At 44.7% G+C, this 12,107-nt stretch carries 22 protein-coding genes and 1 pseudogene; all 23 read right to left on the reverse strand.

Annotation, left to right across the window (positions count from 1 at the left end; all coding sequences use genetic code 11):
• A partial coding sequence (secY, locus tag AMS66_RS01890; RefSeq protein WP_053779203.1) for a preprotein translocase subunit SecY occupies window positions 1-1,019 on the reverse strand: 1,019 nt, incomplete at its 3' end.
• Window positions 1,019-1,459 carry a 50S ribosomal protein L15 gene (gene rplO, locus AMS66_RS01895; RefSeq protein WP_053779204.1) on the reverse strand — a complete coding sequence of 147 codons (441 nt, stop codon included), beginning with the start codon at window positions 1,457-1,459 and terminating at the stop codon, window positions 1,019-1,021. The genes rplO and secY, both read right to left, overlap by 1 nt.
• A 41-nt stretch (window positions 1,460-1,500) precedes the next feature.
• Window positions 1,501-1,686: a 50S ribosomal protein L30 gene (rpmD, locus tag AMS66_RS01900; RefSeq protein WP_017692092.1), complete on the reverse strand. Its 186-nt coding sequence runs from the start codon at window positions 1,684-1,686 to the stop codon at window positions 1,501-1,503.
• 12 nt (window positions 1,687-1,698) lie between these two features.
• Entirely contained in the window at window positions 1,699-2,196 is a 498-nt protein-coding gene (gene rpsE, locus AMS66_RS01905; protein WP_017692091.1) for a 30S ribosomal protein S5, read from the reverse strand.
• Between the two features lie 27 nt (window positions 2,197-2,223).
• Complete coding sequence (gene rplR, locus AMS66_RS01910) at window positions 2,224-2,592, reverse strand: 50S ribosomal protein L18 (protein ID WP_024633575.1); 369 nt, start codon at window positions 2,590-2,592, stop codon at window positions 2,224-2,226.
• A gap of 117 nt (window positions 2,593-2,709) precedes the next feature.
• Window positions 2,710-3,252: a 50S ribosomal protein L6 gene (gene rplF, locus AMS66_RS01915; protein WP_024633576.1), complete on the reverse strand. Its 543-nt coding sequence runs from the start codon at window positions 3,250-3,252 to the stop codon at window positions 2,710-2,712.
• 30 nt (window positions 3,253-3,282) lie between these two features.
• Window positions 3,283-3,681, reverse strand: a complete 399-nt coding sequence (gene rpsH / locus AMS66_RS01920; protein WP_053779205.1) for a 30S ribosomal protein S8 — start codon at window positions 3,679-3,681, stop codon at window positions 3,283-3,285.
• Window positions 3,682-3,713: 32 nt separating this feature from the next.
• Entirely contained in the window at window positions 3,714-3,899 is a 186-nt protein-coding gene (locus AMS66_RS01925) for a type Z 30S ribosomal protein S14 (RefSeq protein WP_013312154.1), read from the reverse strand.
• 73 nt (window positions 3,900-3,972) lie between these two features.
• Entirely contained in the window at window positions 3,973-4,515 is a 543-nt protein-coding gene (rplE, locus tag AMS66_RS01930) for a 50S ribosomal protein L5 (RefSeq protein WP_024633577.1), read from the reverse strand.
• Between the two features lie 32 nt (window positions 4,516-4,547).
• On the reverse strand, window positions 4,548-4,901 hold the full coding sequence (gene rplX, locus AMS66_RS01935; RefSeq protein WP_024633578.1) for a 50S ribosomal protein L24: 354 nt from the start codon (window positions 4,899-4,901) through the stop codon (window positions 4,548-4,550).
• A gap of 39 nt (window positions 4,902-4,940) precedes the next feature.
• Entirely contained in the window at window positions 4,941-5,309 is a 369-nt protein-coding gene (rplN, locus tag AMS66_RS01940; protein WP_024633579.1) for a 50S ribosomal protein L14, read from the reverse strand.
• A 35-nt stretch (window positions 5,310-5,344) separates the two neighbouring features.
• Entirely contained in the window at window positions 5,345-5,611 is a 267-nt protein-coding gene (gene rpsQ / locus AMS66_RS01945; RefSeq protein ID WP_017692084.1) for a 30S ribosomal protein S17, read from the reverse strand.
• A 48-nt stretch (window positions 5,612-5,659) separates the two neighbouring features.
• On the reverse strand, window positions 5,660-5,857 hold the full coding sequence (rpmC, locus tag AMS66_RS01950) for a 50S ribosomal protein L29 (RefSeq protein ID WP_017692083.1): 198 nt from the start codon (window positions 5,855-5,857) through the stop codon (window positions 5,660-5,662).
• Window positions 5,847-6,280, reverse strand: a pseudogene (gene rplP, locus AMS66_RS01955) (50S ribosomal protein L16). Before rplP ends, rpmC begins: the two are co-directional and overlap by 11 nt.
• A 2-nt stretch (window positions 6,281-6,282) precedes the next feature.
• Window positions 6,283-6,948 (reverse strand): 30S ribosomal protein S3, encoded by a 666-nt coding sequence (gene rpsC, locus AMS66_RS01960; protein ID WP_024633582.1) that lies wholly within the window; start codon window positions 6,946-6,948, stop codon window positions 6,283-6,285.
• 15 nt (window positions 6,949-6,963) lie between these two features.
• Window positions 6,964-7,296 (reverse strand): 50S ribosomal protein L22, encoded by a 333-nt coding sequence (rplV, locus tag AMS66_RS01965; RefSeq protein WP_024633583.1) that lies wholly within the window; start codon window positions 7,294-7,296, stop codon window positions 6,964-6,966.
• A gap of 35 nt (window positions 7,297-7,331) precedes the next feature.
• Complete coding sequence (rpsS, locus tag AMS66_RS01970) at window positions 7,332-7,610, reverse strand: 30S ribosomal protein S19 (protein ID WP_053779207.1); 279 nt, start codon at window positions 7,608-7,610, stop codon at window positions 7,332-7,334.
• 71 nt (window positions 7,611-7,681) lie between these two features.
• On the reverse strand, window positions 7,682-8,512 hold the full coding sequence (gene rplB, locus AMS66_RS01975) for a 50S ribosomal protein L2 (RefSeq protein WP_024633585.1): 831 nt from the start codon (window positions 8,510-8,512) through the stop codon (window positions 7,682-7,684).
• 30 nt (window positions 8,513-8,542) lie between these two features.
• Window positions 8,543-8,833, reverse strand: coding sequence for a 50S ribosomal protein L23 (rplW, locus tag AMS66_RS01980; protein WP_024633586.1), 291 nt, complete (start codon window positions 8,831-8,833; stop codon window positions 8,543-8,545).
• Complete coding sequence (rplD, locus tag AMS66_RS01985; protein WP_017692076.1) at window positions 8,833-9,456, reverse strand: 50S ribosomal protein L4; 624 nt, start codon at window positions 9,454-9,456, stop codon at window positions 8,833-8,835. The genes rplW and rplD overlap by 1 nt, the downstream gene beginning before the upstream one ends.
• A 25-nt stretch (window positions 9,457-9,481) precedes the next feature.
• Window positions 9,482-10,105, reverse strand: coding sequence for a 50S ribosomal protein L3 (gene rplC / locus AMS66_RS01990; protein WP_053779208.1), 624 nt, complete (start codon window positions 10,103-10,105; stop codon window positions 9,482-9,484).
• A gap of 46 nt (window positions 10,106-10,151) precedes the next feature.
• The gene (gene rpsJ / locus AMS66_RS01995; RefSeq protein ID WP_017692074.1) at window positions 10,152-10,460 is read right to left on the reverse strand and encodes a 30S ribosomal protein S10; all 309 of its coding nucleotides are present in this window, start codon (window positions 10,458-10,460) and stop codon (window positions 10,152-10,154) included.
• 435 nt (window positions 10,461-10,895) lie between these two features.
• On the reverse strand, window positions 10,896-12,086 hold the full coding sequence (gene tuf / locus AMS66_RS02000; RefSeq protein WP_053779209.1) for an elongation factor Tu: 1,191 nt from the start codon (window positions 12,084-12,086) through the stop codon (window positions 10,896-10,898).
• Window positions 12,087-12,107 lie beyond the last annotated feature (21 nt).

The following is a 12,107-nucleotide window of genomic DNA, read 5'->3' on the forward strand; positions in this document are numbered from 1 at the left end:
TTGTCAGCCATCTGCTGTGGATTCATCTGTACAAAAGTATAGAAGAATGTGAACCCGAAAATCATCACTACATAGAGTAACATACCCAGAGGTTTGTGAGTAGTGAGATTCGCTCCGATCCACTGTGCCCATGTACGATCAGCCCAGAAGTTTGCGATGATCGATGGGAACATCAACAGAGATGAAGCAAAGATGACAGGGATAACACCTGCTGCATTAATCTTCAGCGGGATATGTGTGTTCTGTCCACCGTACATTTTATTACCTACGACACGTTTAGCGTACTGTACAGGAATTTTCCGAATCGCCTGCTGGATGTAAATGACACCTATGATAATCAGCACAATAACAATTGCGACGATTACCCCTTTAAGAATGTTCATGAACAGTTGATCAGCTTGGATGAAGTCGGATTCGATCGTTTGTTTGATAATATTAGGCACCGTTGATAGGATACCCGCAAAGATCAAAATCGAAATCCCGTTTCCTATGCCCTTCTCGGTGATCTGCTCACCAAGCCACATTAGGAATGAAGTACCGGCCGTAAGTACAATTGCGATCAAGATATAATCTGCAAATGTTGCGTTAGGCACCATTTCTGTATTGTACAAGCGGTTGAATCCGATCGACGTACCAAACGCTTGAATCAATGCCAGACCTACCGTTAAATAACGGGTCAGTTGTGCAGATTTCTTCTTACCTTGTTCACCCTGCTTTGCCCACTCCGCTAATTTAGGAATAACGTCCATGGAAAGCAGCTGCACTATGATAGACGCAGTGATGTAAGGCACGATCCCGAGCGCAAATATCGAGAACTGAAAGAGCGCTCCACCCGAGAACGTATTGAGAAGTCCAAAAACTTCTTTACCCGCAGAATTTGTCGCTTCGAAAACCTCTTTATTAACCCCAGGTACTGGAACGAAGGATCCGATGCGGTAAATGATCAGTACAAAAAGGGTAAATAATACCCTTTTGCGCAGATCTTCAACCCGCCAGATATTCTTTAGGGTCTTGAACATTAAATCACCTCGGTTTTACCGCCGGCAGCTTCAATTTTCTCCACCGCAGATTGAGAAAACTTGTTAGCTTTAACAGTTAACTTCACAGTGACTTCACCGTTACCCAGAATTTTGATTCCGGATTTAGCGTTTTTAACTACGCCATTCGTCATCAAGAATTCTGGAGTTACTTCAGTACCCGCAGCAAAACTGTTCAGGTCTTCAATATTCACAACTGCATATTCTTTGCGAGTTGGGTTTACGAAACCGCGTTTTGGCAAGCGACGATACAATGGATTTTGTCCACCTTCGAAGCCCGGACGAACACCACCGCCGGAACGAGCGTTTTGTCCTTTGTGACCGCGACCTGATGTTTTACCAGTACCACTACTTGGACCGCGACCAAGACGTTTACGTTCTTTGCGGGATCCAGGAGATGGTGAAAGCTCATGTAACTTCATCGTTCGTTGCACCTCCTTAAAGATTTGTGGGATTAACCCTTTTAAGCTTCTACTTCTTTAACAGCTACCAAGTGGCTTACTTTGTTAATCATACCACGAATGGCAGGATTGTCGTTTTGAACCACTTTGCTGTTGATTTTGCGCAAGCCCAATGTTTTCACAGTTGTTCTTTGCGTCTCCGGACGTCCGATCAAGCTACGGACGAGGGTAATTTCTAATTTAGCCATGAGATTCCCTCCTTAACCCAGAAGCTCTTCGACGGATTTGCCGCGCAGTTTTGCCACGTCTTCAGCACGTTTCAAACGGGACAAACCTTCCAAAGTCGCATTGACCATGTTCATGGAATTCGAAGAACCCAGAGATTTTGTCAAAATGTCACCTACACCAGCAAGTTCGAGAACCGCACGTACAGGACCACCAGCGATAACACCAGTACCTTCAGATGCTGGTTTCAACAGAACGCGTCCTGCGCCGAACTTACCTGTTACCAAGTGAGGAATCGATGTTCCTACGAGTGGAACGTGTACAAGGTTTTTCTTAGCGTCTTCAATACCTTTGCGAATTGCATCAGGTACTTCGCCCGCTTTACCGATACCAGCTCCAACCCAGCCGTTGCCGTCGCCGACTACAACCAGTGCGCTAAAGCTGAAACGGCGTCCGCCTTTTACTACTTTAGCTACGCGATTAATATTTACAACTCTTTCAGTCAGTTCCAAAGTATTCGGATCTACACGCAAGTCGTTAACCTCCTTTTGAAAAATATCTTAAAACTCAAGTCCTGCTTCACGAGCCGCTGCAGCCAATGCTGCGATACGACCATGGTACAGATAACCGCTACGGTCAAATACGATGTTTGAAACGCCTTTGTCTTTCGCACGTTTAGCAACGAGTTCGCCGACTTTACGAGCAGATTCAACAGATGCGCCGTTTTGGATGTCACCGCTCAATTCTTTGTCTACAGTAGACGCGGAAGCGATCGTAACACCAGCTACATCATCGATGATTTGAGCATACATATGTTTACCAGAACGGAATACGTTCAAACGAGGACGTGCTGCCGTTCCTTGGATTTTCTTACGAACACGCAAGTGTCTTTTCAGACGTGCCTTGTTTTTATCTTGTTTCGTAATCATCTCAGGGATTCACTCCTTTCAGGTTACCTCGCTGGCTTCAAACCGGAAGCCACGGGGTATATTAGAAACACAAGAAGCAAGCAAGCCGAAAACCGCGCAAAGGCGGTAAGAAAAATCTTATTTCTTCTTACCGGCTTTACCTTCCTTACGGATGATACGCTCGCCTTCATATTTAATACCTTTACCTTTGTACGGCTCAGGTTCACGAACGGAACGGATTTTAGCAGCGTAAGCACCTACACGCTCTTTATCGATTCCTCGAACGATGATTTTCGTATTCGAAGGAACTTCGAATTCGATTCCCGCTTCCGGTGTAATTTCAACCGGGTGAGAGTAGCCAACGTTCAGAACGATTTTATCTCCGGATTTGCTTGCACGATATCCGACCCCAACCAGCTCCAGAGATTTTGCGAATCCTTCAGTAACACCACTCACCATATTGTTTACAACGCTACGCGTTGTGCCGTGCAAAGAACGGTGAGTTTTGTTATCGGAAGGACGCACAACTGTAATTTCGTTGTTTTCAACTGTTACCTTCATGTCTTTATGAAGTTCACGAGTCAAAGATCCTTTTGGTCCTTTTACCGTAATAACGGTGTTGTCCAGTGTGATGTCCACACCACTTGGTACTGTAATTGGTTTGCGACCAATACGAGACATATGTTGCACCTCCTATCTTGTGACGTTATATTACCAAACGTAGCAGACGACTTCTCCGCCGGCTTTTGATTGACGAGCTTCTTTGTCCGTCATGATACCTTTGGATGTCGAGATAATAGCGATACCCAGACCACCAAGTACACGAGGTACTTCGTTGCTTTTCGTGTAAACACGAAGACCAGGTTTACTGATTCTTTTCAGACCAGTAATAACACGCTCGTTATTTTGACCGTATTTCAGGAAAACACGGATAATCCCTTGTTTGTTATCATCGATAACTTCAGCGTCACGGATGAAACCTTCACGCTTCAGGATGTCGGCGATTTGTTTTTTCATTGTCGAAGCAGGCATTTCTACCGTTTCGTGACGAACTGTGTTCGCGTTACGAATACGAGTAAGCATATCTGCAATTGGATCAGACATAGTCATTGTGAGTTAACCTCCTTCCCGTTCAGGACTTTTTACCAGCTTGCTTTTTTCACGCCAGGAATCTGGCCTTTATAAGCTAATTCACGGAAGCAAATTCTGCAAATTTTGAACTTCTGCAGTACCGAATGTGGACGTCCGCAACGCTCACAGCGTGTATAAGCACGTACTTTAAACTTTGGTGTACGTTGTTGTTTAACTTTCATCGAAGTTTTTGCCACTTAGCCTGACACCTCCTAAATAATTTCGGAGAAAAGGGAGTCTTTCCAGACACCCGGAAACGTTATAGCAACATTATTTAACGAAAGGCATTCCCAGTTGCGTGAGCAATTCACGGGACTCTTCGTCTGTTTTCGCCGTTGTAACAATGACAATATCCATACCGCGGACTTTGTCTACTTTATCATACTCGATCTCTGGGAAGATCAGTTGTTCTTTCAGACCCAGTGTGTAGTTACCACGTCCGTCGAAAGCTTTGCTCGATACACCGCGGAAGTCGCGGACACGAGGAAGCGTAACGTTGAGCAGTTTATCGAGGAAGAAGTACATGCGCTCGCCGCGCAATGTTACTTTCACACCGATAGGCATGTTCTCACGTAGTTTGAAACCTGCAATAGATTTTTTAGCACGAGTGATTACAGGTTTTTGACCTGCGATCAATTGCAAATCGTTTACTGCGGAATCCAACACTTTGGAGTTTTGGACAGCGTCGCCCACACCCATGTTGATAACGATTTTCTCGATTTTCGGCACTTGCATTACCGTTGTATAGTTGAACTTCTGCATCAAAGCAGGAGCAATTTCGTTCAGGTAACGTTCTTTCATTCTTGCTGCCATGAATCATAGACCTCCTTTCTCATTCGGTTCAATTAGTCGATAATTTCTCCGGAACGTTTAGCAACGCGCACTTTCTTTCCGTTATCCAACACTTTGTAACCTACACGGGTTACTTTTCCGCTCTTTGGATCGATGTGCATTACGTTGGAAACGTGAATCGGAGCTTCCTTCTCGATAATGCCGCCTTGCGGATTTTGCTGGTTAGGCTTCTGGTGTTTTTTAATCATGTTAACACCTTCCACAAGGACGCGGTTCTCACGAGGATAAGCAGCGATGACACGGCCTTTTTTACCTTTGTCTTTACCGCTGATCACCATAACTGTATCTTCTTTTTTAACATGAAGTTTATTGTTATGGGATTCCAGAACTTTTTTCACTCTTGGCATTTCGTACACCTCCTGTTTCTAACATCACGAGATTAAGCTTTAGATAACTTCTGGGGCCAAGGAAACGATTTTCATGAAGTCTTTCTCGCGGAGTTCACGAGCAACAGGTCCGAAAATACGTGTTCCACGTGGGCTTCTGTCGTCTTTTACAACAACCGCTGCATTTTCATCAAAACCGATGTAGGAACCGTCTTTACGACGTACAGAACGTTTCGTACGAACGACAACCGCTCTAACTACATCACCTTTTTTGACAACGCCGCCTGGTGTTGCTTGTTTTACAGAACAAACGATCAGATCACCGATTTGAGCTGTACGACGTCCCGTACCGCCGAGTACGCGGATACACATCAGTTCCTTCGCACCGGAGTTGTCAGCCACAGTCAAACGTGTAAATGGTTGAATCATTTAGTATTCCTCCTTTCAGCTATGCTGCTGATGCATTAGATGATAACCGCTTTTTCTACGATTTCAGTAAGTCTCCAGCGTTTATCTTTCGAAAGCGGACGAGTCTCCATGATTTTCACCGTGTCACCGATTTTCGCAGTGTTTTCTTCGTCATGCGCTTTGAATTTTTTAGTAACCTTAATGCGTTTATGGTACAAGTTGTGTTTTTTGTAAGTTTCTACAGCAACAACAATCGTTTTGTCCATTTTATCGCTGACCACTTTACCGGTTTGCACTTTACGTGCGTTACGTTCTTCGCTCATTGTTGGCCTCCTTCCTGATTACGGACGGATTATACATCCGATCCCTAATTAACCGATTCCCAATTCTCTTTCACGGATAATGGTTTTAGCACGAGCTATTTCTTTCCGCACATCACGGATTCGAGTCGGGTTATCCAGCTGACCGGTAGCGAGTTGAAAGCGGAGGTTAAAGAGTTCTTCTTTAAATCCGGCAATCTTTTGCTCGATTTCAGCAGAGGTTAGGTTGCGAAATTCACTAGCTTTCATTTGCTTCACCACCCAATTCTTCACGTTTCACAAACTTTGTTTTGATTGGCAGTTTGTGAGCGGCAAGACGCATTGCTTCGCGTGCAATCTCCTCCGGTACACCAGCAAGTTCAAACATGATCTTACCTGGTTTCACAACTGCAACCCATTTTTCTACGTTACCTTTACCGCTACCCATCCGAACCTCGAGAGGCTTTTGAGTGATTGGTTTGTCTGGGAAGATCTTGATCCAAACTTTCCACCACGTTTGATGTAACGAGTCATCGCAATACGAGCCGCTTCGATTTGACGGTTCGTAATCCAAGCCGGTTCCGTAGCTTGCAGACCGTATTCACCAAAGTTCAGCGTAGTTCCGCCTTTAGCTTGGCCCTTCATATGTCCACGTTGTTGCTTACGGTGTTTTACACTTTTTGGTACCAACATGATTAGTTGCCTCCTTCCTTAGCAGCTTGTTTCTTAGCCGTAGGAAGAACCTCTCCACGATAGATCCATACTTTCACGCCGATACGGCCGTAAGTAGTATGAGCCTCTGCTGTACCGTAGTCGATGTCGGCACGAAGCGTGTGCAGTGGAACAGTTCCTTCGCTGTAGCCTTCCGAACGAGCAATCTCAGCACCGCCAAGACGTCCGCCCACTTGAGTTTTAATACCTTTTGCACCAGAGCGCATTGTTCTTTGAATAGCTTGTTTCAGAGCACGACGGAAAGAAACACGACGTTCCAATTGTTGCGCAATGCTTTCAGCTACCAGGATTGCGTCCAGGTCTTGGTTCTTAATTTCAGAAATGTTAATGTGTACTTTTTTACCGCCTGCGATTTTCGTAATTTGATTACGCAGATTTTCAACTTCCGAACCACCCTTACCGATTACCATACCTGGTTTCGCAGTGTGAATCGTTACGTTTACGCGGTTAGCCGCTCTCTCGATTTCAACACGAGACATAGCGGAGTCTTTCAATTTATTTTTCAGGAATTCACGAATTTTCACGTCTTCCATCAAAAGATCGCCGAAGTCTTTACCTGCATACCACTTAGATTCCCAGTCACGGATAATTCCGACACGGAGTCCGACTGGATTTACCTTTTGGCCCACACATTTCCCCTCCTTCTACTTTTCAGATACCACCAAAGTGATGTGGCTAGTACGTTTGTTAATACGACTTGCACGTCCCATTGCACGAGGACGGAAACGTTTCATTGTCGGTCCTTGGTTCACGTAAGCTTGCGAAATGACCAAGTTATTAACATCCAAAGAATAGTTATGTTCCGCATTTGCAATCGCGGAGTTAAGCAACTTCTCAACAATCGGAGAAGCGGATTTCGGAGTGTGACGGAGAATGGCAACCGCCTCACCAACTTGCTTGCCGCGAATCAAGTCAACAACGAGTTGAACTTTACGAGGAGCAATCCGGATAAACTTAGCATGTGCTTTTGCTTCCATTGTGTAACCTCCTCTCAAACATTAAAGATGTTCATTTATCTTCTTGTTTTCTTATCATCATCAGTATGGCCTTTGTACGTACGGGTTGGAGCGAACTCACCCAATTTGTGTCCGACCATGTCCTCAGTTACGTATACTGGCACGTGTTTACGTCCATCATATACGCCAAAAGTGTGTCCGATGAATTGTGGGAAAATTGTAGAACGACGGGACCAGGTTTTAATAACAAGCTTTTTACCGGATGCTTCCATGTCTTCTACCTTTTTCAGCATGTAGCCATCAATGAATGGCCCTTTTTTCAAACTGCGACCCATGTGGAGATCCTCCCTTCAAACGTTGCTATTATGCATCCGCAGATGCCTCACGAAATCATGCACAGTGTGTATTACTTCGTGCGGCGGCGAATGATGTATTTATCAGAAGCTTTATTTTTCTTACGCGTTTTGTAACCAAGAGTAGGTTTACCCCATGGTGACATTGGCGATTTACGTCCGATTGGAGCACGACCTTCACCACCACCGTGTGGGTGATCGTTAGGGTTCATTACTACACCACGAACTTCAGGACGTTTACCCAACCAACGGCTACGACCGGCTTTACCGATTTTGATGAGCTCGTGGTCTTGGTTACCAACAGATCCAATTGTTGCGCGGCAAACTTTCAAAATACGACGAACTTCTCCGGAAGAGAGACGAACGGAAACGTATTTTTCTTCTTTACCAAGCAATTGAGCTTCTGTACCAGCAGCACGAACCAATTGTCCGCCTTTACCTGGTTTCAACTCGATGTTGTGGATAACAGTACCTACTGGAATATTTTCGAGTGGCAATGCGTTTCCGATTTTGATGTCTGATTCAGGTCCGGAGAATACTTGATCTCCAACTTTCAAACCTTTAGGAGCGATGATATAACGTTTTTCACCATCAGCATAGTGAATCAGAGCGATGTTAGATGTACGGTTCGGGTCATATTCAATCGTAGCAACGCGGCCCGGTATTCCATCTTTAGTACGTTTGAAGTCGATGATACGGTATTTACGTTTGTGTCCACCACCATGGTGACGAACTGTAATTTTACCTTGGTTGTTGCGGCCTGCTTGTTTGCTCAATGGGGCCAACAACGATTTCTCCGGCTGATCTGTGGTAATTTCCTCAAATGTAGAAACGGACATGTTCCGTCTTGCCGGGGAAGTTGGTTTATACTTTTTGATTGGCACTGGGTTTCCCTCCTTACTTCAAAAATTCAATTATACAGTTTCAAAGAACTCAAGCGTTTTGCTGTCTTGTGTCAGCGTTACAAACGCTTTTTTCCATTCGCTAGTATATCCGGAATAACGTCCGTACCGTTTTGGCTTAGCTGGAACACGAAGCGTGTTCACGTTTTTCACTTTTACGTTGAAAATAGCTTCCACGGCTTTCTTGATCTCGGTTTTGTTTGCACGGATATCGACTTCAAATACATATTTCAAGTCATTCATCATGTCAGCTGTACGTTCCGTAATAATCGGACGTTTTACAATATCACGAGGATCCTTCATTACGCGAGCACCTCCTCTACCTTCTGAACTGCTTCTTTCGTAATGATCAGTTTGTCGTGCGAAAGCACGTCAAGAACATTAATGCCGTCAGCAGCTACGAATTTCACGCCTGGAATATTCCGTGCGGAAAGAGCTACATTATCATCATAGCTAGGAGCTACGATCAAAGCCTTACGTCCCACTTTGAGGTTACTCAAGATGGCTGCGAATTCTTTAGTTTTAGGCGTGCTCAACGTGAGAGCGTCCAAAACGATAATGTCATTGTCAAGCACTTTGGATGAAAGGGCTGATTTGATCGCCAAACGGCGAACTTTCTTAGGCAGTTTATACGCATAGCTCCGTGGTGTTGGACCAAATACGATACCGCCGCCTTTCCACTGTGGTGAACGAATTGAACCTTGACGAGCGCGACCTGTACCTTTTTGTTTCCAAGGCTTACGTCCACCGCCACGTACTTCAGAACGTCCTTTTACTTTGTGGGTACCTTGACGAAGGGAAGCGCGTTGCATAAGAACTGCATCGTATAGAACGTGTTGGTTCGGCTCAATTCCGAAAACCGCATCGTTCAATTCAACTTCGCCTACTTGGCTACCATCTACATTGTAAACTGATACTTTTGGCATTTTGTGTTCCTCCTTTCTTCAGTGGTTATTTTTTCACCGTTTCTTTAACTTTAATGAGACTGTTTTTCGGTCCAGGAATGGAACCTTTCACGAGCAACACGTTACGCTCAGCGTCTACTTTAACTACTTCAAGACGTTGGATTGTAACAGTATCATGCCCCATGTGTCCTGGCAGGCGTTTGCCTTTAGGAACGCGGTTAGCTTGGATCGAACCCATTGAACCAGGGCCACGGTGGTAACGCGAACCGTGTGACATAGGTCCAGTGCTTTGTCCCCAACGTTTGATAACGCCGGCAAAACCTTTACCTTTAGAAACACCCGTTACGTCAACGAATTCGCCTTCAGCGAAAATGTCAGCTTTCAGTTCTTGGCCAACTTCATATTCTGCGATGTTGATACCGCGAACTTCACGAACGTAGCGCTTAGGGGCAGTATTCGCTTTTTTAGCGTGACCTGCTTCTGGCTTGTTAGCATTTTTCTCTTTCTTATCGGAGTAACCGATTTGAATTGCTTCGTAGCCATCGTTCTCAATGTCTTTCTTTTGCAAAACAACACAAGGGCCTGCTTCGATAACCGTTACTGGTACAACGTTACCCTCAGGTGTAAATACTTGAGTCATTCCGAGTTTTTTTCCTAAGATTGCTTTCATGTTGACACCTCTTTTCCTTTATACATGGTCTTTGTTGTAGCTTGTATTACAATTTAATTTCGATATCTACACCGGACGGCAGATCCAAGCGCATCAAGGCATCCACAGTTTGTGGAGTCGGGTTAACGATGTCGATCAAACGCTTATGTGTGCGTTGTTCGAATTGTTCCCGAGAATCCTTGTACTTGTGCACCGCACGAAGAATAGTAATGATTTGTTTTTCAGTAGGAAGCGGAATCGGACCGGATACACCTGCACCCGAACGTTTTGCTGTTTCAACAATTTTCTCCGCGGATTGATCAAGAATTCTGTGGTCGTAAGCTTTCAAACGAATACGAATTTTTTGCTTTGCCATTTTAGTCCCTCCTTCTATCGCCCAATTTTTTATCGGACATACTCCGTGAAAATTTTCTAGCCACTGTCCCATGGCAAAGGGGCCGGGTGTGCCAGTAACCTCTCACATCATCGCAACGTCACAGAACAACATTCATTATTATATAGAAAAGATGGGCGTATTGCAAGCATATTTAAGAAAAACATTTAAACTAATCTTTTCTCAAGAAATGACTTCGTTTAGTGCAGTGTTTACCTTCAATATCCATGCTGCCTTACCAATCCTTCTACACTCGCAAATGATGTTCATTTCGTATGACGCAGGTTCCGAAACTATTACATAATAAAAGAGTTCTTTATCCGATGTCGGATAAAGAACTCTTCCGAAACTTCGTTACAGTACAATGTTACTCGTTCCAGTACACTGTTGCATATGCTTACTCAGCGATAAGCTGAATTATTTTTGGATAGTTGCTACGGAACCTGCACCAACTGTACGTCCACCTTCACGAATAGAGAACTTAGTTCCTTCTTCGATCGCGATTGGAGAGATCAGTTGAACAGTAACCGTGATGTTGTCACCAGGCATTACCATTTCAGTACCTTCTGGCAAGTTGATGATACCTGTTACGTCAGTTGTACGGAAGTAGAACTGTGGACGGTATCCAGTGAAGAAAGGCTTGTGACGGCCACCCTCTTCTTTAGTCAAAACGTAGATTTGTGCAGAGAATTCTGTGTGTGGCTTAACAGAACCCGGTTTTGCCAAAACTTGTCCACGCTCGATTTGAGTACGATCAACACCACGCAGCAATGCGCCGATGTTGTCACCCGCTTGAGCGGAATCCAGCAATTTACGGAACATCTCAACGCCCGTAACTACGGATTTTTTAGTTTCTTCAGTAATACCAACGATTTCGATCTCTTCGCCGACTTTAACAGTACCACGCTCTACACGACCTGTAGCAACAGTACCACGACCAGTGATGGAGAATACGTCCTCGACAGGCATCAAGAAAGGTTTGTCAGTTTGACGCTCAGGCAGTGGGATGTACGTATCGATTTCTTTGAACATCTCAATGATTTTTTGAGCCCACTCGCCATCAGGGTTTTGCAGAGCTTCACGAGCGGATCCACGAGTGATTGGAGTGTCATCACCTGGGAATTCATATTCATTAAGAAGGTCGCGAACTTCCATCTCAACCAATTCCAACAACTCTTCGTCTTCAACCATATCACATTTGTTCAAGAATACAACAATGTAAGGTACGCCAACTTGACGGGAGAGCAAAATGTGCTCACGAGTTTGTGGCATTGGGCCGTCAGCTGCGGATACTACCAAGATAGCTCCGTCCATTTGTGCCGCGCCAGTGATCATGTTTTTAACATAGTCGGCGTGACCTGGGCAGTCTACGTGAGCGTAGTGACGAGTATCAGTTTCGTATTCAACGTGTGATGTAGAAATTGTGATACCGCGTTCGCGCTCTTCTGGAGCTTTATCGATTTGATCGAATGCGATTGCTGCGCCACCGTAAGTTTTGGACAATACAGTTGTGATTGCAGCAGTCAGAGTTGTTTTACCATGGTCAACGTGACCGATAGTACCAATGTTAACGTGGGGTTTATTACGTTCGTATTTAGCCTTTGCCATTTGAACGTGGCCTCCTTAAAA

The sequence above is a fragment of the Paenibacillus xylanivorans genome, assembly GCF_001280595.1.
In the GTDB taxonomy this organism is placed as follows: domain Bacteria; phylum Bacillota; class Bacilli; order Paenibacillales; family Paenibacillaceae; genus Paenibacillus; species Paenibacillus xylanivorans.

What these genes read in the sequence shown, in the direction of transcription:
- rplF (WP_024633576.1), bottom strand. Translation starts at nt 3,252, where the DNA reads ATGTCTCGTATTGGTCGCAAACCAATTACAGTACCAAGTGGTGTGGAC.
- rpsJ (WP_017692074.1), bottom strand. Translation starts at nt 10,460, where the DNA reads ATGGCAAAGCAAAAAATTCGTATTCGTTTGAAAGCTTACGACCACAGA.
- rplD (WP_017692076.1), bottom strand. Translation starts at nt 9,456, where the DNA reads ATGCCAAAAGTATCAGTTTACAATGTAGATGGTAGCCAAGTAGGCGAA.
- rplV (WP_024633583.1), bottom strand. Translation starts at nt 7,296, where the DNA reads ATGGAAGCAAAAGCACATGCTAAGTTTATCCGGATTGCTCCTCGTAAA.
- rplW (WP_024633586.1), bottom strand. Translation starts at nt 8,833, where the DNA reads ATGAAGGATCCTCGTGATATTGTAAAACGTCCGATTATTACGGAACGT.
- rplC (WP_053779208.1), bottom strand. Translation starts at nt 10,105, where the DNA reads ATGAAAGCAATCTTAGGAAAAAAACTCGGAATGACTCAAGTATTTACA.
- rpmC (WP_017692083.1), bottom strand. Translation starts at nt 5,857, where the DNA reads ATGAAAGCTAGTGAATTTCGCAACCTAACCTCTGCTGAAATCGAGCAA.
- rplE (WP_024633577.1), bottom strand. Translation starts at nt 4,515, where the DNA reads ATGGCAGCAAGAATGAAAGAACGTTACCTGAACGAAATTGCTCCTGCT.
- rpmD (WP_017692092.1), bottom strand. Translation starts at nt 1,686, where the DNA reads ATGGCTAAATTAGAAATTACCCTCGTCCGTAGCTTGATCGGACGTCCG.
- rpsS (WP_053779207.1), bottom strand. Translation starts at nt 7,610, where the DNA reads ATGGGTCGCAGTTTGAAAAAAGGGCCATTCATTGATGGCTACATGCTG.
- rplN (WP_024633579.1), bottom strand. Translation starts at nt 5,309, where the DNA reads ATGATTCAACCATTTACACGTTTGACTGTGGCTGACAACTCCGGTGCG.
- rplX (WP_024633578.1), bottom strand. Translation starts at nt 4,901, where the DNA reads ATGCCAAGAGTGAAAAAAGTTCTGGAATCCCATAACAATAAACTTCAT.
- rplO (WP_053779204.1), bottom strand. Translation starts at nt 1,459, where the DNA reads ATGAAGTTACATGAGCTTTCACCATCTCCTGGATCCCGCAAAGAACGT.
- rpsH (WP_053779205.1), bottom strand. Translation starts at nt 3,681, where the DNA reads ATGACTATGTCTGATCCAATTGCAGATATGCTTACTCGTATTCGTAAC.
- rplR (WP_024633575.1), bottom strand. Translation starts at nt 2,592, where the DNA reads ATGATTACGAAACAAGATAAAAACAAGGCACGTCTGAAAAGACACTTG.
- rpsQ (WP_017692084.1), bottom strand. Translation starts at nt 5,611, where the DNA reads ATGAGCGAAGAACGTAACGCACGTAAAGTGCAAACCGGTAAAGTGGTC.
- tuf (WP_053779209.1), bottom strand. Translation starts at nt 12,086, where the DNA reads ATGGCAAAGGCTAAATACGAACGTAATAAACCCCACGTTAACATTGGT.